At 62.7% G+C, this 17,851-nt stretch carries 16 protein-coding genes; 11 read left to right on the forward strand and 5 right to left on the reverse strand.

What is annotated here, in order from left to right:
- Positions 1-46: 46 nt before the first annotated feature.
- From nikR to trxA, 3 genes are all read right to left on the reverse strand, one after another.
- Positions 47-553 (reverse strand): nickel-responsive transcriptional regulator NikR, encoded by a 507-nt coding sequence (gene nikR / locus ACTQZF_RS00490; RefSeq protein ID WP_370450671.1) that lies wholly within the window; start codon positions 551-553, stop codon positions 47-49.
- Position 554: 1 nt separating this feature from the next.
- Positions 555-803 (reverse strand): hypothetical protein, encoded by a 249-nt coding sequence (locus tag ACTQZF_RS00495; RefSeq protein WP_441554242.1) that lies wholly within the window; start codon positions 801-803, stop codon positions 555-557.
- 219 nt (positions 804-1,022) lie between these two features.
- Positions 1,023-1,343 carry a thioredoxin gene (gene trxA / locus ACTQZF_RS00500; RefSeq protein ID WP_154518161.1) on the reverse strand — a complete coding sequence of 107 codons (321 nt, stop codon included), beginning with the start codon at positions 1,341-1,343 and terminating at the stop codon, positions 1,023-1,025.
- 136 nt (positions 1,344-1,479) lie between these two features.
- Here trxA and ACTQZF_RS00505 point away from each other — a divergent pair, with 136 nt between their 5' ends.
- A complete protein-coding gene (locus tag ACTQZF_RS00505) occupies positions 1,480-2,055 on the forward strand; it encodes a hypothetical protein (protein ID WP_427794076.1) in 576 nt (191 codons plus the stop codon).
- Between the two features lie 60 nt (positions 2,056-2,115).
- On the opposite strand, the gene ACTQZF_RS00510 is transcribed toward ACTQZF_RS00505, so the two are convergent.
- A complete protein-coding gene (locus tag ACTQZF_RS00510) occupies positions 2,116-2,256 on the reverse strand; it encodes a hypothetical protein (protein ID WP_441554243.1) in 141 nt (46 codons plus the stop codon).
- 194 nt (positions 2,257-2,450) lie between these two features.
- Between ACTQZF_RS00510 and nadA the strand changes: the two genes are divergently transcribed.
- The 4 genes from nadA to ACTQZF_RS00530 are packed head-to-tail and all read left to right on the forward strand — an operon-like array spanning position 2,451 to position 6,318.
- Complete coding sequence (gene nadA, locus ACTQZF_RS00515; RefSeq protein WP_441554244.1) at positions 2,451-3,476, forward strand: quinolinate synthase NadA; 1,026 nt, start codon at positions 2,451-2,453, stop codon at positions 3,474-3,476.
- A gap of 56 nt (positions 3,477-3,532) precedes the next feature.
- A complete protein-coding gene (locus ACTQZF_RS00520; RefSeq protein ID WP_441554245.1) occupies positions 3,533-4,909 on the forward strand; it encodes an L-aspartate oxidase in 1,377 nt (458 codons plus the stop codon).
- 3 nt (positions 4,910-4,912) lie between these two features.
- Positions 4,913-5,773, forward strand: a complete 861-nt coding sequence (nadC, locus tag ACTQZF_RS00525) for a carboxylating nicotinate-nucleotide diphosphorylase (protein ID WP_427719300.1) — start codon at positions 4,913-4,915, stop codon at positions 5,771-5,773.
- Complete coding sequence (locus tag ACTQZF_RS00530) at positions 5,773-6,318, forward strand: transcription repressor NadR (RefSeq protein WP_441537703.1); 546 nt, start codon at positions 5,773-5,775, stop codon at positions 6,316-6,318. The genes nadC and ACTQZF_RS00530 overlap by 1 nt, the downstream gene beginning before the upstream one ends.
- Positions 6,319-6,555: 237 nt before the next feature.
- On the opposite strand, the gene ACTQZF_RS00535 is transcribed toward ACTQZF_RS00530, so the two are convergent.
- Entirely contained in the window at positions 6,556-6,807 is a 252-nt protein-coding gene (locus ACTQZF_RS00535) for an indolepyruvate ferredoxin oxidoreductase subunit alpha (protein ID WP_158564522.1), read from the reverse strand.
- A gap of 590 nt (positions 6,808-7,397) precedes the next feature.
- Here ACTQZF_RS00535 and dnaK point away from each other — a divergent pair.
- The 6 genes from dnaK to clpB all read left to right on the forward strand — a co-directional run bounded on the left by dnaK (position 7,398) and on the right by clpB (position 17,782).
- Positions 7,398-9,290, forward strand: a complete 1,893-nt coding sequence (gene dnaK, locus ACTQZF_RS00540; protein WP_154518137.1) for a molecular chaperone DnaK — start codon at positions 7,398-7,400, stop codon at positions 9,288-9,290.
- A gap of 2 nt (positions 9,291-9,292) precedes the next feature.
- Positions 9,293-10,135 carry a nucleotide exchange factor GrpE gene (locus ACTQZF_RS00545; RefSeq protein ID WP_441537702.1) on the forward strand — a complete coding sequence of 281 codons (843 nt, stop codon included), beginning with the start codon at positions 9,293-9,295 and terminating at the stop codon, positions 10,133-10,135.
- A gap of 107 nt (positions 10,136-10,242) precedes the next feature.
- The gene (locus ACTQZF_RS00550) at positions 10,243-11,208 is read left to right on the forward strand and encodes a DnaJ C-terminal domain-containing protein (RefSeq protein WP_154518131.1); all 966 of its coding nucleotides are present in this window, start codon (positions 10,243-10,245) and stop codon (positions 11,206-11,208) included.
- A gap of 72 nt (positions 11,209-11,280) precedes the next feature.
- Entirely contained in the window at positions 11,281-11,697 is a 417-nt protein-coding gene (locus tag ACTQZF_RS00555) for a heat shock protein transcriptional repressor HspR (RefSeq protein WP_154518128.1), read from the forward strand.
- Positions 11,698-12,232: 535 nt separating this feature from the next.
- The gene (locus ACTQZF_RS00560; protein WP_441554246.1) at positions 12,233-14,533 is read left to right on the forward strand and encodes a hydratase; all 2,301 of its coding nucleotides are present in this window, start codon (positions 12,233-12,235) and stop codon (positions 14,531-14,533) included.
- 621 nt (positions 14,534-15,154) lie between these two features.
- On the forward strand, positions 15,155-17,782 hold the full coding sequence (clpB, locus tag ACTQZF_RS00565) for an ATP-dependent chaperone ClpB (protein ID WP_441554247.1): 2,628 nt from the start codon (positions 15,155-15,157) through the stop codon (positions 17,780-17,782).
- Positions 17,783-17,851 lie beyond the last annotated feature (69 nt).

Raw genomic sequence — 17,851 nt, forward strand, 5'->3', positions numbered from 1 at the left:
AAAACAAACCTGTCCCTTCTTGGCAGGTGCGCCGCGCAAAGACCCGCTACAGCCCCAGGCTCTGCTCGGTGGCGGCGCAGGTGAGCTCGCCGTGTTTAACGCCGCGCAGGCCCAGCAGACGGTCAGCCAGCTCGTAGACACGCTCGCCGCGACCCTTGAGCGCCAGAATCTCCAAGCAGTTGTGGTGGTCCAGATGCACGTGCATGGTCGAGACAATCTCGTCGGTGTAGTCGTGCTGCACCTCGTCCAGACGGCGCGTCAGATCGCCGGTATGGTGGTCATAGATCATGGTGAGCGACCCGATGACCTGCTCGTCGGGCGTTCGCATCTGCTCCTTGGCGATCGAGGCGCGAATCAGGTCGCGCACGGCCTCGGAGCGGTTAGCAACGTCGCCGCGGCGCGCGATCTGCTCGTCAAAGCGGCGCAGCAGGTCGTCGGGAGCGGTGACCGAAAAACGGACCAGCTCGGAGGCGGAGCCGCTGAGGCGGCAGCCCACGTCGCCGGTCGGCCCGTGCGGATGCTCGTGCTCGCAGGCGTGCTCGTGCTCGGCCACGCTACACCAGCTTTACGGAGCCAACGGAGTTATGGTCGGCCTCGATGGCCTCCTCGTAGCCCTCGAGTGCGTCGTGCGCCTCGTGGAGCGCCGCCATGGCGGCCTCGAGCTTGGCGCCAATGCGCTCCATGTCAAAGTTCTCGGTCGCATGCAGCAGCTGATGGCTCCACTCGTGGGCGAGCTCGATCGTGTCGTCGACCTGCCTGACGCTCATGGTAAGCTGGCTCATGTTCATTCCGACGTCATGCATGGGAATCTCCTTTTGTACGGGTCTAATCAGTGGTTCAGATTCTACTACGCCCGCTTTACGCATCGCCGCATAAGAAAACGGGTGCGAGTCCGTCTGACCCGCACCCGTTCACTGGGGGCTGTTTGTGATTACCATACTATCCGTGGTCGCGGGCGCAACACCCGGCTCTCCGGCGAGCGGCACAAAACCACTCATGGACGGCAACAAATGACCGGCGTATTACAGGTGCTTCTCAAGCAGCGCCTGCAGCCTGGCCTTGGGCAGCGCACCGACGGAGCGGTCGATTTCCTCGCCGTTCTTAAAGACAACCAGCGTGGGGATGCTCATAACGCCAAACTTCATGGCCAGGTCCTGATTGTCGTCGACGTTGCATTTGGCGACGGTAATCTTGCCGGCCAGCTCGTCGGCCACTTCGTCAACAATGGGCGAGAGCGAACGGCAGGGACCGCACCACGGTGCCCAAAAATCAACCAGCACGGGAAGGCTGCCGTTAACGACGGAATCGAAATTCTCGGGGGTAATCTGCTTAATGTCAGCCATGGTGACCTCCATAGTGCGACGCGGCTCGGCCGCGTAAAACTCAGTACGACCGTGCTTATACCCAACGGCCCGCAATGCAACCACTCGCGGGCGGCTCTTTTATATAATGGTGGGCATTCAAACGATTGGAGAGCGCATGCCCACGTCACAAAGCCAGAAAAAAGAAGCCATCGCCCAGGCGGCCGAGCAGGAGCTCGCATCGCTCGCGGGTCGCGGCGTGCGTATCGCGGGTAACGCGTGCTCGCCGATTGTGCTGGTAAAAGGTGATTTAGACGATGCCGAGCGTGCGGGTGGCGAGCTGGCTGCCGGTCCAGACGGCGCCGCGTTGCGTAAGGCGCTCGGCGCCATCGGTTACGCGCCCGAGGATTTCTGCGTGCTGGCAAGTGTTGCCGGCGCGGGCGACGGGGCGGTTGCGGCGGGCGAGGACCTGCCGTGCGAGCTGTTCCGCGAGGCGCTCGAGGCCTTGGACCCCGAGGCGGTCCTGCTGTTGGACGATCGCGCGGCCGATACCATGCGCGAGACCTACGCAGACATGCTCGTGGCAATCGACGACTTTGATACCGCCATGCTCAAGCCCGGCTTGGTCGCCCACGTGCAGGGTCGTCGCGTACTCGCGCTCGACGGCTTTGAGGCCGCGCTCACTGACAGAGCCGCCAAGCAGCGCATGTGGGCCTACATCAAGCAGCTGACCCCGGCCGCCGCGCCGCTGTAGCGGACTGGCGCCGGCAAGGCGGTCCTGATGGGTCGAGCGCGGCGCCGACTTGTCGCGCCCTTACATCACTGCGCGAAGCTCAAACCGATCGCCGTGAATGCGAAACTGGCAGTTGCCGTTCATGCGCTCGACGGCAAGCTTAATGCTCCTGGTGCCAAAGCCGTGTCCGGTGTGCCCGGCTACGGGCATGCCGTCGACCATGCGCGGCGGCCGTCCAAAGATGCCTCCTGCGTTATCGAGAGCTCGACTGTCCTCAGCTTGCCAGTTCGAAAATGGACCCGCCCCAAGATTGAATCCTTATTCCAACTTTACACCTGGCTTTACAGCTGTCTTGTCAGCTGTAAAGCCAGGTGTCATACTAAAGCCCCAAGATTCGCCAAAAGAGAGGGGCCTTGATGGCACAGAGCGCGAACATGGATGCATCGGAGCTTGCACGCGATATCGCGGCCGGCCTGGCATCGGCAACGACGGCAACGGAGCGCGCGGCACTGGTGCCCGCAGAGCTCGTCGAGGCCATTCATCAGCTAAAAACCCAACGTGACGCAGTGATCCTGGCGCACTATTATGTGGCGCCCGAGGTTCAGGCTGTGGCCGATTTCGTCGGCGACAGCTTCTACCTGGCAAAGCTCGCCAAGAGCCTGCCGCAGCAGACTATCGTGCTGTGCGGCGTGGAGTTTATGGGCGAGAGCGCCAAGCTACTCAATCCCACCAAGACCGTGCTGCTGCCCGAGCCGGGCGCGGACTGTCCCATGGCGCACATGGTCAAGCACGAGACGGTCGACGCGGCGCGCGCCGAATATGGCGACGACCTGGCCGTGGTGTGTTACGTCAACTCGACGGTCGAGATCAAGAGCTGGAGTGACGTGTGCGTTACCAGCTCTAACGCCGTCAAGATCGTCTCCGAGCTGCCGCAGCAGCACATCTTGTTCATTCCCGACCAGAACCTGGGCCGCTTTGTGGCCGAGCAGGTGCCCCAAAAGCACGTCATCCTCAACAACGGCTACTGCCCGCGCCATCACATCATCACCGTCGAGCAGATTGTCGACGCTCAGGAGGCGCACCCCGACGCGCTCGTGCTGGCGCACCCCGAGTGCAAGGCCGACGTCCTGGCCGAGGCCGACTACATCGGCTCCACTGCCGGCATCATCAAGTATGCCGAGGAGTCGGACGCGAGCGAGTTCATCATCGTGACGGTCCGCGGCGTGCTCTACGAGCTCGAGCGCCGCTGTCAGGGCACCGGCAAAAAGTTCTACTTCCCCGCGGTGCAGCCCACCTGCATCAACATGGATCTCATCACGCTCGAAAAGCTCGTGCGCTGCCTGGAGACGGGCGAGGGCGAGGTGCAGATTGGCGTGTCGGATGAGGCCGCCGACCAGGCCAAGCTCACGCTCGACCGCATGCTCGAATACGCGGCTCGCTAGAACGATGTGACATGAGGGACCATCCCTTATGTCACATTACAAGGGAGAGGATTCCTGTGGAAACCAAACAATGCCCCGACATGGAGTGCGACGTCGTCATTGCCGGTTGCGGCGTGGCGGGCCTGTACGCGGCCCTCAATCTGCCGACGAGCACGCGCGTGATCATGCTCTCCAAGGGCGCTGTCGACGAGTGCGATTCGATGCTCGCGCAGGGCGGTATCTGCGTGCTTCCCGAAGGCTCTGACTACGACGCCTTCTTTGAGGACACTATGCACGCCGGCCACTACGATAACCGCCGCGAGAGCGTCGACATCATGATCCGCTCGAGCCGCTCGGTCATCAACGACCTGCTGGCCATGGGCGTGGACTTTGAGCGCAAGGCCGACGGCAGCCTCGACTTTACCCGCGAGGGTGCGCACAGTCGCCCGCGCATCGCCTTCCATGCCGACATTACGGGCAAGGAGATCACGACCAAGCTCCTCCAGGCCGTTCGCAAGCTGGATAACGTGCAGATTTTGGAGCACGTGGCCATGACCGACATCCTGACGGGCGAGCGTGATGGCGCCACGGCGTGCATCGGCGTCGTCGCCGTTCCCGTGGACGAGGACAACTCGGTTCGCCCCGCCGACGAGCTGGCAAATGCCGCCGACGGAGTGCATGCCGGCGAGCCGTTTAAGATCCATGCCCGCCACACGCTGTGGGCGACAGGCGGTATCGGCGGCGTATACGACCACTCGACCAACTACCCGCAGCTCACCGGCGATGCCTGCTACATCGCCCAGGAGCACGGCATTAAGATGGAGCACCTGGACTACGTGCAGATTCACCCCACGGGACTGTTCTCGCCGCAGCCGGGCCGCACCTTCCTGATCAGCGAGAGCTGCCGCGGCGAGGGCGCGATTTTGCTTAACGCCGCCGGCGAGCGCTTTACCGATGAGCTTCAGCCGCGCGATGTGGTCGCTGCCGCCATCCGCGAGCAGATGAAGCAGGATGGTACCGAGCACGAGTGGCTGAGCTTTGCCCCCGTTGAGCGCGACGTGGTAACCGGACACTTTGCCAACATTCGCGCACGCTGCCTGGAGGACGGCCGCGACATCTTGGACGAGCCCATCCCCGTCACACCCACGCAGCACTACTTTATGGGCGGCGTGTGGGTCGACAAGGACGGCCGCACCTCGATGCCCGAGCTCTACGCCGCCGGCGAGACGGCCTGCAACGGCGTTCACGGCAAGAACCGCCTTGCATCAAACAGCCTGCTCGAGGCGCTGGTCTGGGGTCGTCGCGCCGCGTGGCACATGCGTACCGGCCAGTCGCTCGCCGTGGAGCAGGCGGGCGAGCCCGCGCTCGACGGCCGTCATCGCGCCCTGAGCGCCGACACCCTGGCAATCGATGATTTGGCCCGTGCCGCCGGCACGCAGGCCGTGGAGGAGTAGACCATGAACCCCATTACCATGAAGCTCGTCGTCGATGATCTGATTCTGCAGGCTCTGCGCGAGGACATTACGTTTGAGGACGTGAGCACGGCGAGCGTGTGCCCCACGGCGCGTCCCGCCACGGTGGAGCTCATCGCCAAGGCCGATGGCATCATCGCGGGCCTGGATGTGTTCGCTCGCACCTTTGAGCTGCTGGATTCGCAGAGCTCGGTGCTGTTTGACGTTGCCGATGGCGACGAGGTGCACGCCGGCGACCATGTGGGCCAGGTACGCGGCGATGCGCGCGTGCTGCTTTCGGGCGAGCGCGTGGCGCTCAACTACCTGCAGCGCATGAGCGGTATCGCTACCTATACGCACCAGATGGCTGCGGCGCTCGAGGGCACCAAGACCGTGCTCGTCGACACGCGCAAGACCACGCCGGGTATGCGCGTCTTCGAGAAGGCCGCGGTCGAGATCGGCGGCGGCAGCAACCACCGCTACAACCTGTCGACGGCCGTCATGCTCAAGGACAACCACATCGATGCCGCCGGCGGCGTGACGCGTGCGATCGAGATGGCGCGCGCCCATGCATCGTTTACCGCGACGGTCGAGATCGAGTGCGAGAACCTGGACATGGTGCGCGAGGCCGTGGAGGCCGGCGCCGACATCATCATGCTCGACAACATGACCCACGATGACATGGCTGCCGCGATTGAGCTTATTGCCGGTCGCGCCAAGACCGAGTGTTCGGGCAACGTGGATGCCAGCAATATCCGTGCGCTTGCCGACCTGGGCGTTGACTTTATTAGCTCGGGGGCGTTGACGCACTCTGCGCCGATTCTCGACCTCTCGCTTAAGCACCTGCGTCTGCTGGACGGTAAATAATGGACGCCCGCGAGCGTCGCCGTGCCATCATGGGCGTGCTCGAACGAGCCAAAGACCCCGTCTCCGGCAGTACGCTTGCTCGCGAGGTGGGTGTGAGCCGCCAGGTTGTCGTGCAAGACATCGCCCTGCTGCGCGCCGATGGGCACGATATCGTGGCGACCAATCGCGGCTACGTGCTGCAGGAGGCCCCCAGCAGCCCCGCCGTGCCCACGCGCCTGGTCAAGGTTCGCCATAGCGTGGAGCAGGCAGGCGATGAGCTCACGAGTATCGTCGACGCCGGAGGCGCCGTGCTCAACGTAATCGTCAACCACCGCGTGTACGGTAAGATCACGGCCGACCTGGACATCCGCAATCGTCGCGATGTTGAGCGCTACCTGCACGATATCGAGAGCGGCAAGAGCTTTCCACTACTAACGGTGACGAGCGGCTATCACTTCCATCGCATCGCGGCAGAGGATGAGCAAACCCTCGACGAGATCGAGGCTATGCTCAAGGAGAGGGGCTATCTGGCAGACCTGATGCCCTACGAAGACGATCTATCGTAGCCGACGCTGCAAACGCCCCTAAGCGGCAATCTGACGTTCAATCGTCGGTCGCGTACAAAAGTACGCTTCCCTTCTCTTTCACGTCACCTTGCTCGCTTAGGGGCGTTTTCGCTGACTTATGCTCAACCTGCGACGGTGCCAAATTAGCTATCCGCACAAAAAAGAGGCCTCTGCGGCGATGCGGAGGCCTCCTTTTTTGTGCACGGTGTACTTGTGAGTGTGCAAGTGGGGGAGTTGTTACTCCTCGACGATCTCGGTGATCGCGCCGGCGGGGCAAGCGTCCTGGCAAGCGCCACAGGCGACGCAGGAGTCCTCGTCAGCAACGGTAGCGACGTCCTGGAGCTCCAGAACGCCAGCGGGGCAGGAGTCGACGCAAACGCCACAAGCGATGCACTCGTCGGCATCAATTACGGGATGAGCCATGGTAGTTTCCTCTCTGTTGACCGACGCTACAGGCGATGCGCGCCGGTTTGATTCGGGCAAAAACATACCACGTGAGCGACCGTTTGCAATACCCTCTGGCCGGCATCTTCATACCATTCGCCGAGTATGCCAAGGCTTACTAAGAAACGCACAGGTGAGGCTGGTGAGCTGTGCAAATGTTAACTAAAGGTGACTCGAATTATTGAGCAATTGAGTGGGCTTTCGGAAAGCGCATCCCGTTATCTGGTCGAAAAACGGGTCGCAGTTTCCGGTTGGGCCCGCTAGCGGAAACTACGACCCGGTATCAGCTCTCAAAACGGGATACGGTTTCCGGTTGAGCCTTCAGACGGAAACTACGACCCGGAATCCACGCTCAAACCGGGACGAGCTTTCCGCAAAGCAGCCCCAGGCACCCCCGGCCCAAACCTCAGCCATCTCTACATAGATCTCGATAGATTTGCCGAGAACTCAATCAGCGCATCTACCTGCGCATTCGAGAACCTAAACTCTAAGTGATAAGAAATCTTATATGAATTGACTTAGATTTTGTATATTCCGGTCCATAAGGGGATACACTACATCCTGAAAGACAAACCGAAAGACCGCTTGGCAGACCGCCGAGTCGGTGCAAACGCACAAGAGAGAGGGAATTTCTAATGGGCAAGATTCTTGGTATCGACCTTGGTACTACTAACTCCGCAATGGCCGTTCTCGAGGGCGGTTCTCCGACCATCATCGTGAACGCCGAGGGCGACCGCACCACCCCGTCTGTCGTGGGCTTCCGTGCCGACGGCGACCGCGTCGTGGGCAAGGCCGCTAAGAACCAGGCGGTCACCAACCCCAAGAACACCGTGTTCTCCATCAAGCGCTTCATGGGCCGCAAGTACTCCGAGTGCACCTCCGAGCTCAAGACCGTGCCGTATGAGGTCAAGGAGGGCCAGGGTGGCCGTGCCGTCGTCGACATCGAGGGCAAGGAATACACCGCCGAGCAGGTGAGCGCCATGACGCTCGCAAAGATGAAGGCCGACGCCGAGAAGTATCTGGGCGAGACCGTCACCGACGCCGTCATCACCGTCCCGGCCTACTTCAACGACGCCCAGCGTCAGGCCACCAAGGACGCCGGTAAGATCGCCGGCCTCAACGTTAAGCGTATCGTCAACGAGCCGACCGCTGCCGCTTTGGCCTATGGCCTGGACAAGCAGGGCTCCGACCAGCGCATCCTGGTCTTCGACCTGGGCGGCGGTACCTTCGACGTCTCCATCCTCGACCTCGCCGACGGCGTGTTTGAGGTTCTGTCCACCTCGGGCGACAACCACCTGGGCGGCGACGACTGGGATCAGCGCGTCATCGACTGGATGGCCGATAAGTTCCAGCAGGAGAACGGTGTCGACTTGCGTCAGGACCCCATGGCCCTGCAGCGTCTGAAGGAGGCCGCCGAGAACGCCAAGAAGGAGCTCTCCGCCGCCCAGCAGTCCACTATCAACCTGCCGTTCATCACCATGAACCAGTCCGGCCCGCTGCACCTCAACTACACGCTGACCCGCGCCGAGTTCGAGAAGATCACCCGCGACCTGCTCGAGCGCTGCAAGCAGCCTGTCACCAACGCCCTGCGCGACGCTAACCTTAAGCTCTCCGATCTGACCGAGGTCATCCTCGTCGGCGGCTCCACCCGTATGCCCGCCGTCCAGGAGCTCGTCAAGACCATGACCGGCAAGCAGCCCAACATGTCCGTGAACCCCGACGAGGTCGTTGCCGACGGCGCTGCCGTCCAGGGCGGCGTGCTCACCGGCGACGTCGAGGGCATCCTGCTGCTCGACGTTACCCCGCTGTCGCTGGGCGTCGAGACCATGGGCGGCATCATGACCAAGATGATCGACCGCAACACCACGATTCCGACCTCCAAGACCGAGGTCTACTCCACCGCTGCCGACAACCAGACCAGCGTCGAGATCAACGTGCTCCAGGGCGAGCGCGAACTTGCCCGCGACAACAAGTCGCTCGGTAAGTTCCAGCTGACCGGTATCCCGGCTGCCCGCCGCGGCGTGCCGCAGATCGAGGTCACCTTCGACATCGACGCCAACGGCATCGTCAAGGTCTCCGCTAAGGACAAGGGCACCGGCAAGGAGCAGCAGATCACCATCTCCGGCTCCACCGCTCTGTCCGACGAAGAAGTCGATCGTATGGTCAAGGACGCCGAGGCTCATGCCGAGGAGGACAAGAAGCAGAAGGAAGAGGTCGAGGTCCGCAACCAGACCGACAGCCTGTGCTACTCCACCGAGCAGACCCTCAACGAGCTGGGCGACAAGGTTTCCGCCGACGTGAAGTCCAAGGCCGAGGCCGCTATCGCCGATGCCAAGAAGGCGCTCGAGGGCTCTGACGTCGAGGCCATCAAGGCCGCCGGCGAGTCCCTGCAGTCCGTGGCCTACGAGCTGGCTCAGGTTGTCTACGCCGACGCCCAGCAGCAGACCGACGGTGCCGCCGGCGCCCAGCCTGCCGACGATGACGTCGTCGACGCTGACTACGAGGTTGTGGACGACGAGGACAAGTAATCATGTCCGCCCGTAAAGCTCGCACGGAGGCGGCTGCCGTTGGAGCCGCCCCCGTTGACTCTGAGGAGAAGGACGTGAAGATTCCCGTAGAGGCCGTCGACGATACCGAGGCCAACGAGGCCGAGGCCGCCGAGGCTGTCGAGAACCAGGTAGAGGATTCCAACAAGGAGGCGACGATGACCGAGGACGAGATGGTGGAAGCCGCTATCCGCGCCGGTGAGGAAGCCGCCGACAACGACTTTAAGCTCAAGTTCGAGCAGGCCCAGAAGGAGCTTGCCGACGTGCGCAATGAGCTCGATGCTGCGACAGAGGCTCAGAAGGCTGCCGAGGACAAGGCGAAGGACGCCACCGAGCGCACCGCCCGTCTGCAGGCCGACTGGGAGAACTTCCGTCGCCGCACCGCCAGCGAGCGTATCGCCGAGCGTGAGCGCGCGACCGAGAAGCTTGTCACTGCGCTGCTGCCGGTGGTCGACGATATCGAGCGCGCGATCGACCATGCCCGCAGCCAAGAGCTTGCCGACGACTTTAAGCAGTTCGTCGACGGCGTCGACGCGGTGCATGCCAAGCTACTCGATGTGTTTGCGCACGAGGGCGTTGAGCCCATCGACCCCAAGGGCGAGGCGTTCGATCCGCTCGAGCACCAGGCTGTGGGTCGCGTCGAGGACTCGTCGCAGTACGACGAGACCGTCAACGACGTGTACCAGAAGGGCTACCGCATGGCGGACCGCATCCTGCGTTCCGCGATGGTGACGGTGACCTACGGTGGCGAAAAGCGCCCCGCACCGGAGCCCGAAGCGGCGCCCGAGGATGCTGCGGCCGATACGGCCGAGAGCGCCGAGGAGTAATTGAGAAGGGCCCCGGGGCAACACCCGGGGCCCTTTCTGGCCTAGTGCCATATGAAAGCATGAACCGCCGCCCGCTGGGCGACGGATAAAACAGGAGAGGAGCTACGATGGCTGCAGGCAAAACCTTCTATGACATCCTGGGCGTATCCAAGAGCGCCTCCGACAAAGAGATCAAGAGCGCGTTTCGCAAGCTCGCGCAAAAATATCACCCTGACGCCGGCGGCGACGAGGCCAAGTTCAAGGAGATCAGCGAGGCCTACGAGACGCTTTCGGACGAGAAGAAGCGCAAAGAGTACGACCAGATGCTCATGTTTGGCGGCATGCCGGGCGCAGGCGGCGCGTATGGCGGCGGCTACGGTGCCGGCGCGGGTGCCAGCGGCTGGGGCGACATCTTCGACAGCATCTTTAGCGGCAACGGCGCCTGGGGCAGCGATTGGGGCTCGGGCTTTGCCGGGGCTGCGGGCGCTGCCGGTGCCGGCGCGGGTCGCAGCCGCGCTCGCAAGGGCGGCGACCTGTCGCTGACCGTCGATGTGACGGCCGAGGACGCGTTTCGCGGCGTGACGCACAAGGTCACCTATCGCATTCCCTCGACAGGCGAGCAGCAGACCATTACGGTCTCGGTGCCCGCGGGCGCGGTCGACGGCGGCAAGCTACGCTACAAGCGTCGCGGCGAGTATGGCGTCGCCGGCGGCGAGCGCGGCGACCTGGTCGTGACCACGCATGTGGAGGAGCACCCGCTGTTTAAGCGCAAAGGCGCCGACGTGACCATGGAGGTACCGGTCTCGGTCTACGAGGCGGCGCTCGGCTGCACGGTGGACGTGCCCACGCCCGGCGGTGCGACGGTCCGTTTGAAAGTGCCTGCGGGTACCCAGACGGGCAAGAAGTTTCGCTTTAAGGAGATGGGGGCGCCCGACGTTAAGCACCGTGGCCGTACGGGCGCGCTGCTCGTCGAGATCAAGGTACAGGTTCCCACGAACCTATCCGATGACGAGCGCGATGCCATGACCAAGCTGCGCGAGGCCGACACGCGCGACTACCGCGAGAAGGTCAACCGTTACAAGGCGACGTTCTAGGGCGGTCGCGGTGCACGCCCACGCCCGCGGGCTTATGATGGACGATAACGAGACGGAAAGGGGTCAGGTAGCATGGACGAGGACAATAGGAACAAACCGCTGTACATGATCAGCGTGGCGGCCGAGCTGACCGGCATGCATCCGCAGACTCTGCGCGTCTACGAGTCCAAGGGTCTGGTGAACCCCCAGCGCTCGGGCGGCAACACGCGCCTGTATTCGCGTGCCGATATCGAGCGCCTGGAGCTCATCAACCAGCTGACCGACGAGGGCATCAACCTTGCCGGCGTGGTGCGCATCCTCGATATGAAGGAGCGTGCCGAGGAGCGCGAGCGCGAGAACGAAAAGCTCCGCGCCCGCATGCGCCAGCTCGAGGACGAGCTGCACGAGTACAAGATGCAGAAGAAGATCACCTCCCTGGCCCCGCGCGATGGCTCGGTTAATCCCGAACAGGTCATGCGCAAGCTACTGGGAGCCGGCGGGGATCTCTAGGTTCCGCCGTTCTAACGAACGGCGGACCGGCCGACGCTGCGCGCCGCCCAGGGCGACAATTTGTCATTCAAAAGGCAAGGCATGACCAGAAGGTCTATGCCTTGCCTTTTTCATGCCAACTTGTTCGCTCTGGACGTCGCTCGCTGTCCGTCCTCTACCTGCGGCGTTGCCATGGTCCGGATGCGGCACTTGGGGACGTTCCTCACTTTGGAAATGCGGCCCGCTCGCTGTCCGTCCTCTACCTGCGGCGTTGCCTTGCTCCGGATGCGGTAGTCGTTGGTAGTCATTGGGGCCCGCTCGCTGTCGTTGCCAAAACATCGGTGTTGTTATGGGTAGTCATTGGGGACGTTCTTAAATGACTAGTCGAAAGGGACGCTCTTGCACCAATTCTGCTGACCCACATCGGGCTCGTCCTGTACTTTACCGAGATAAAGTGAACGTGCAGATTCGTAACCCACTCGCAACCGTTCTATGGCACGATATTGAACGAATGCATGCTATGCGCCCAAATCTTTTGGGCAGAGTGGGAGACAGTATGGTCAAGCTGTACGAGGACGGCATCTACCTGCGCGGCGGCAGCGAGGTTGTGCCTACGGCCGAGGCTGCCGAGCGCGGTATTACGCAGACGCCCGAGGATGCCAAGCGCGGCACCATCGCGTATTCGATCCTCCAGGCACACAATACGTCCGGCGACCCCGAGGCGCTCAAGATTCGCTTCGATGCCATGGCGAGCCACGACATCACCTTCGTCGGCATCATCCAGACGGCGCGCGCCTCGGGCATGGAGCAGTTCCCGCTGCCCTACGTGCTCACCAACTGCCATAACTCGCTGTGCGCCGTGGGCGGCACCATCAACGAGGACGACCACGTCTTTGGCCTTTCCGCGGCTAAGAAGTACGGCGGCATCTTCGTCCCGCCGCACATCGCCGTCATCCACTCCTTTATGCGCGAGAACTTCGCCGGTTGCGGCAAGATGATCCTGGGCTCCGACTCGCACACCCGCTATGGCGCCCTGGGCACCATGGCCGTGGGCGAGGGCGGCGGCGAGCTGGCAAAGCAGCTGCTGCGCGACACCTACGACGTTGCCTATCCCGGCGTCGTCGCTATCTACCTCACGGGCGCCCCGCGTCCCGGCGTCGGCCCGCACGACGTGGCGCTCGCCATCATCCGTGCCGTCTTTGCCAAGGGCTATGTCAAGAACAAGGTCATGGAGTTTGTGGGCCCCGGCATCGCGAGCATGACGACCGATTACCGCAACGGCGTCGACGTCATGACCACCGAGACCACCTGCCTGTCGAGCATCTGGGCCACCGATGAGGACACGCACGCGTTTTTGGCCATGCACGGTCGCGGCGACGACTACCGCGAGCTCAAGCCCGCCGATGTCGCCTACTACGACGGTTGCGTCGAGGTCGATCTGTCGAGCATCAAGCCCATGATCGCGCTGCCATTCCATCCTTCCAACGGCTTTGAGATCGAGGAGCTCAACGAGAACCTCGAGGACATCCTGCATGAGGTGGAGCTCGAGGCCGCCAAGATCGGCGAGGGCAAGACGCACTTTAGCCTGCTCGACAAGATCGTCGACGGCAAGCTTCACGTGCAACAGGGCGTTATCGCCGGCTGCTCGGGCGGCAACTACGACTCCGTGGTCCAAGCTGCCCGCGTGCTCAAGGGCGCCAACACCGGCTGCGGCGAGTTCTCGCTATCGGTCTATCCCACGAGCCAGCCCGTGGCACTCGAACTTACGCGCCGTGGCTATATCTACGACCTTATGGAGGCCGGCGCGATCGTGCGCACGGCGTTCTGCGGTCCGTGCTTTGGCGCCGGCGACACGCCTGCCAACAACGGCCTGTCCATCCGCCACACCACGCGCAACTTCCCCAACCGCGAGGGTTCCAAGCCGGGCAATGGTCAGCTGAGCGCCGTGGCCCTAATGGACGCTCGCTCCATTGCGGCGACGGCTGCCAACGGCGGCGTCCTGACGCCGGCGACCGACCTGCCCGAGGAGACTTGGGACGAGGCCTGCGAGTACACCTTTGACGACGCGCCGTACAAAAAGCGCGTGTACTGGGGCTTTGGCAAGGCCGAGCCTGCCGATGAGCTGGTCGAAGGCCCCAACATCAAGCCGTGGCCCGCGATGGAGCCTCTCGGCGACGATATCCTGCTCAAGGTGTGCTCCAAGATCATGGACCCGGTCACCACGACCGACGAGCTCATTCCCTCGGGCGAGACGAGCTCCTTCCGCTCCAACCCGCTGGGCCTGGCAGAGTTTACGCTCAGCCGCCGCGATCCGGCCTACGTGGGTCGTTCCAAGGAGGTCGACGCCGTGGAGAAGCGCCGCGTTGCCGGCGAGGCGGCGGGCGATCTGGCGGCACTCGATGCCGAGCTTGCCGGCGTGTTTGAGGCGCTGGCCGGCGCCGGCGTCGTGGCCGATGCCAAGGCGACCGAGTACGGCTCCATGCTCTATGCCAAGAAGCCCGGTGACGGTTCTGCCCGCGAGCAGGCTGCGAGCTGCCAGCGCGTGATTGGCGGTCTGGCCAACATCGTCCACGAGTACGCCACCAAGCGCTATCGTTCCAATGTGATGAACTGGGGCATGGTGCCTTTCCAGATGGAGGCCGAGCCCAACTTTGAGGTGGGCGACTACGTCTTTGTGCCGGGTATCCGCGCTGCGCTCGACGGCGATCTGCAGAACATCGCCGCGTACGTAGTGCGCGCCGACGGCACGGTCGAGCAGATTGAGCTCTATATTGCCGATATGACGGCAGAGGAGCGTGCCATCGTCAAGGCCGGCTGCCTGATCAACTACAACAAGTTCAAGGCCGCTGCCGAGTAACGCACTTAATTGTCCGCCCGGGGCTTATCCTTTCCCGCCCGCTCACGCGCTTCGCGAGGGTCGCCCGAGGGAAAGGTGTGGCAGGGGCTACCGCGACGTTCTCGTTGGGTCTTGAGGGACGCTAATAAATAGACTTGCTTGATGCCGCCTCTGTTAATGGGGCGGCTTCTTTTTTGTCGAGAACCGCCACAAAGGGGACAGGCACCTTTGTGGCGGTTCTCGGTTTGTCTCGACCTGTAACATCTTGGCTGCTAAAAGTGGGCCTGGTGTTACAGATTTAGATTTTCGATTCAGGTGTCTTCTGTTCGTCTCGATTTGTAACAGATAGAGCTCTATTTGCCGAGTAGATGTTACAGATTGAGACAAACGGGTGACGCTGGCCATTTCATCTTGATTTGTAACATCTGGAGCCATAAACAGCCGCTAGATGTTACAGATTGAGATAGTAAGGGGACGAGACCGCAGCGGGTGAGCGTGCCCGCTCCCTATCCATCAATCACTCAGAAAATCTTATATATAGAGACTTAGATTTGTGTATAAGATCGTACAAAGCTGGCAACAATACTTCTCGGACAACGTGAAGCCGCCCCGTAGGGCGGCCGCCCCAAGAGAGGTGATTCTATGAGAATCGATAAGCTAGCAATGACGTCGCGCGAGGCGTTGCAGACCGCCATGAGCACGGCTGCCGACGCACAGGCCGGCGCGGTGGAGCCGATTCACCTGCTGTCCGCCCTGCTCGGTGCCGGCGAGCGCAATATCTCCGTGATTATCGAGCGCATCGGCGCCGACCCAGCCCAGCTTGCACACTCCACGCAAGATGCCATCGACCGCGCACCCAAGGTTTCGGGCGAGGGCCAGCAGATGGGCCTGTCCAACGAGCTCGTCCGCGTCATCGAGAAGGCCGAGAAAAAGGCCACCAAGATGGGCGACAGCTTTGTAGTGACCGAGCATCTGCTGATGGCGCTTGCCGAGGACAAAGGTGAGGCGGGCCGCGTGCTGCGCGACGCCGGCGTTACCAAGGAGCGTATCGAGCAGGTCTACGAGGAGTTGCGTGGCGATGACCGCGTGACGTCCGCCGAGGACAAGACCCAGTTTGAGGCACTGGAGCAGTACGGCCGCAACATCTGCGACCTGGCCCGTGCCGGCAAGCTCGATCCGGTTATCGGCCGTACCGACGAGATCCGTCGTACTATCCAGGTCCTGTCCCGTCGCACCAAGAACAACCCTGTGCTCATCGGTGAGCCGGGTGTCGGTAAAACGGCCATCGTCGAGGGCATCGCCCAGCGTATCGTGGCCGGCGACGTGCCGAGCACGCTGCGCGACCGCGACCTCATCGAGCTCGACATGAGCGCGCTGGTCGCCGGTGCCAAGTACCGCGGCGAGTTCGAGGACCGCTTGAAGGCCGTGCTCAAGGAAGTGCAAAAGTCCGAAGGCAAGGTCATCCTGTTCATCGATGAGCTCCACACCATTGTGGGCGCGGGTGCCACCGAGGGCTCCATGGACGCCGGCAACATCCTCAAGCCTGCGCTCGCCCGCGGCGACCTGCACGCGATCGGTGCGACCACGCTCGACGAATACCGCAAGTACATCGAGAAGGACGCGGCGCTCGCCCGTCGTTTCCAGACCGTTATGGTGAGCGAGCCTACCGTCGAGGACACCATCTCGATTCTGCGTGGCCTCAAGGAGAAGTACGAGATCTTCCACGGCGTGCACATCACCGATAGCGCGCTCGTGGCCGCCGCCGATCTCTCCGATCGCTACATCGCCGACCGCTTTCTGCCCGACAAGGCCATCGACCTGGTCGACGAGGCCGCAAGCCGTCTGCGCATGGAGCTCGACAGCATGCCGGTCGAGATCGACGCCACCACGCGTCAGCTCACCCAGCTGCAGATCGAGGAACAGGCGCTCATGAAGGAGACCGACGACGCCTCCAAGGAGCGTCTGGAGACCCTGCGCCAGGAAATCGCCGAGGTCCAGGAAAAGCTCAACGTGCAAAAGGCCGGTTGGCTCAACCAAAAGAACGCCATCGACCATGTGCAGGAGCTCAAGGGCCAGCTCGATGAGGCCAAGAGCGAAGAGGAACGTGCAACGCGCATCGGAGACTTGGGCCGTGCGTCCGAGCTGCGTTACTCCGTGATTCCGGGTCTGCAGCAGCAGATTCAGGATTCCGAGGCCGCGCTCGAGGCACAAAAGCAGCAGGACGGTGAAGGCCTCAACGAGCAGGTGACCTCCGACGAGATCGCCGAGGTCGTGAGCGCCTGGACCGGTGTGCCCGTCTCCAAGATGATGCAGGGTGAGCTCGACAAGCTGAAGGGCTTGGAAGGCGAGCTGCATAAGCGCGTCATCGGCCAGGATGAGGCCGTCTCCGCCGTCGCCGCGGCCGTGCGCCGTAGCCGTGCGGGCCTCTCCGATCCGGACAAGCCCATCGGCAGCTTCTTCTTCCTGGGCCCCACCGGTGTGGGCAAGACCGAACTCGCCAAGGCGCTGGCCGAGTGCCTGTTCGATGACGAGCGCGCGCTCGTGCGTATCGACATGTCCGAGTACATGGAGAAGTTCAGCGTTCAGCGTCTGATCGGTGCGCCCCCGGGATACGTGGGCTACGACGAGGGTGGACAGCTCACCGAGGCCGTGCGCCGTCGCCCGTACTCCGTAATCTTGCTCGACGAGATGGAGAAGGCCCATCCGGATGTCTTTAACGTGCTGCTGCAGGTGCTCGACGACGGCCGCCTGACCGATGGCCAGGGTCGCCAGGTGTCCTTCAAGAACACGATTATCATCATGACGTCTAACGTGGGCTCCAAGGCCATCGCCGATCTGTCCGGTAAGGACGAGGAGGAGATGCGCCATCAGGTCGACGCCGCCATGGCTCAGACCTTCCGCCCCGAGTTCCTCAACCGTATCGACGATATCGTGGTGTTCCATCCGCTTGGCATGGCGCAGATCGAGAAGATCGTCGACATTCAGCTTGCCGACGTCCGCGCACGTCTGGCCAAGGAGCGCATGACGCTTGCCATCACCCCGGCGGCCAAGCAGATGCTCGCCGTGGGCGGCCTGGACCCCGTGTTCGGTGCCCGTCCGCTCAAGCGCCTGGTCCAGCGCGAGGTCGTGGACGCCATCGCCGCCGCCATCATCGACGGCACGGTGCGCGAGGGCGATCAGGTGACGGTCGATGCCGACAAGGACGGTGCCTTTACCGTCGTGTGCGATAACACGCCGTCTGCCACCTACGAGGTGCCCGACGCCGAGTAGATTGTTGGGCCATGCCTTAAAATCTACCTTTTGAGCCAAACGCCAAGGGCGGCGGATCCAATTGGGTCC

The sequence above is a fragment of the Collinsella sp. LCP19S3_H3 genome (genome assembly GCF_052119145.1).
Taxonomy (GTDB): domain Bacteria; phylum Actinomycetota; class Coriobacteriia; order Coriobacteriales; family Coriobacteriaceae; genus Collinsella.

Bases quoted from the DNA above. Each gene is read 5' to 3' on its own strand.
- ACTQZF_RS00545 (WP_441537702.1), top strand. From the start codon at position 9,293: ATGTCCGCCCGTAAAGCTCGCACGGAGGCGGCTGCCGTTGGAGCCGCC.
- ACTQZF_RS00510 (WP_441554243.1), bottom strand. From the start codon at position 2,256: ATGGTCGACGGCATGCCCGTAGCCGGGCACACCGGACACGGCTTTGGC.
- nadA (WP_441554244.1), top strand. From the start codon at position 2,451: ATGGCACAGAGCGCGAACATGGATGCATCGGAGCTTGCACGCGATATC.
- ACTQZF_RS00530 (WP_441537703.1), top strand. From the start codon at position 5,773: ATGGACGCCCGCGAGCGTCGCCGTGCCATCATGGGCGTGCTCGAACGA.
- ACTQZF_RS00535 (WP_158564522.1), bottom strand. From the start codon at position 6,807: ATGTTTTTGCCCGAATCAAACCGGCGCGCATCGCCTGTAGCGTCGGTC.
- dnaK (WP_154518137.1), top strand. From the start codon at position 7,398: ATGGGCAAGATTCTTGGTATCGACCTTGGTACTACTAACTCCGCAATG.
- ACTQZF_RS00560 (WP_441554246.1), top strand. From the start codon at position 12,233: ATGGTCAAGCTGTACGAGGACGGCATCTACCTGCGCGGCGGCAGCGAG.
- ACTQZF_RS00550 (WP_154518131.1), top strand. From the start codon at position 10,243: ATGGCTGCAGGCAAAACCTTCTATGACATCCTGGGCGTATCCAAGAGC.
- clpB (WP_441554247.1), top strand. From the start codon at position 15,155: ATGAGAATCGATAAGCTAGCAATGACGTCGCGCGAGGCGTTGCAGACC.
- ACTQZF_RS00555 (WP_154518128.1), top strand. From the start codon at position 11,281: ATGGACGAGGACAATAGGAACAAACCGCTGTACATGATCAGCGTGGCG.
- nadC (WP_427719300.1), top strand. From the start codon at position 4,913: ATGAACCCCATTACCATGAAGCTCGTCGTCGATGATCTGATTCTGCAG.
- ACTQZF_RS00505 (WP_427794076.1), top strand. From the start codon at position 1,480: ATGCCCACGTCACAAAGCCAGAAAAAAGAAGCCATCGCCCAGGCGGCC.
- trxA (WP_154518161.1), bottom strand. From the start codon at position 1,343: ATGGCTGACATTAAGCAGATTACCCCCGAGAATTTCGATTCCGTCGTT.
- ACTQZF_RS00495 (WP_441554242.1), bottom strand. From the start codon at position 803: ATGCATGACGTCGGAATGAACATGAGCCAGCTTACCATGAGCGTCAGG.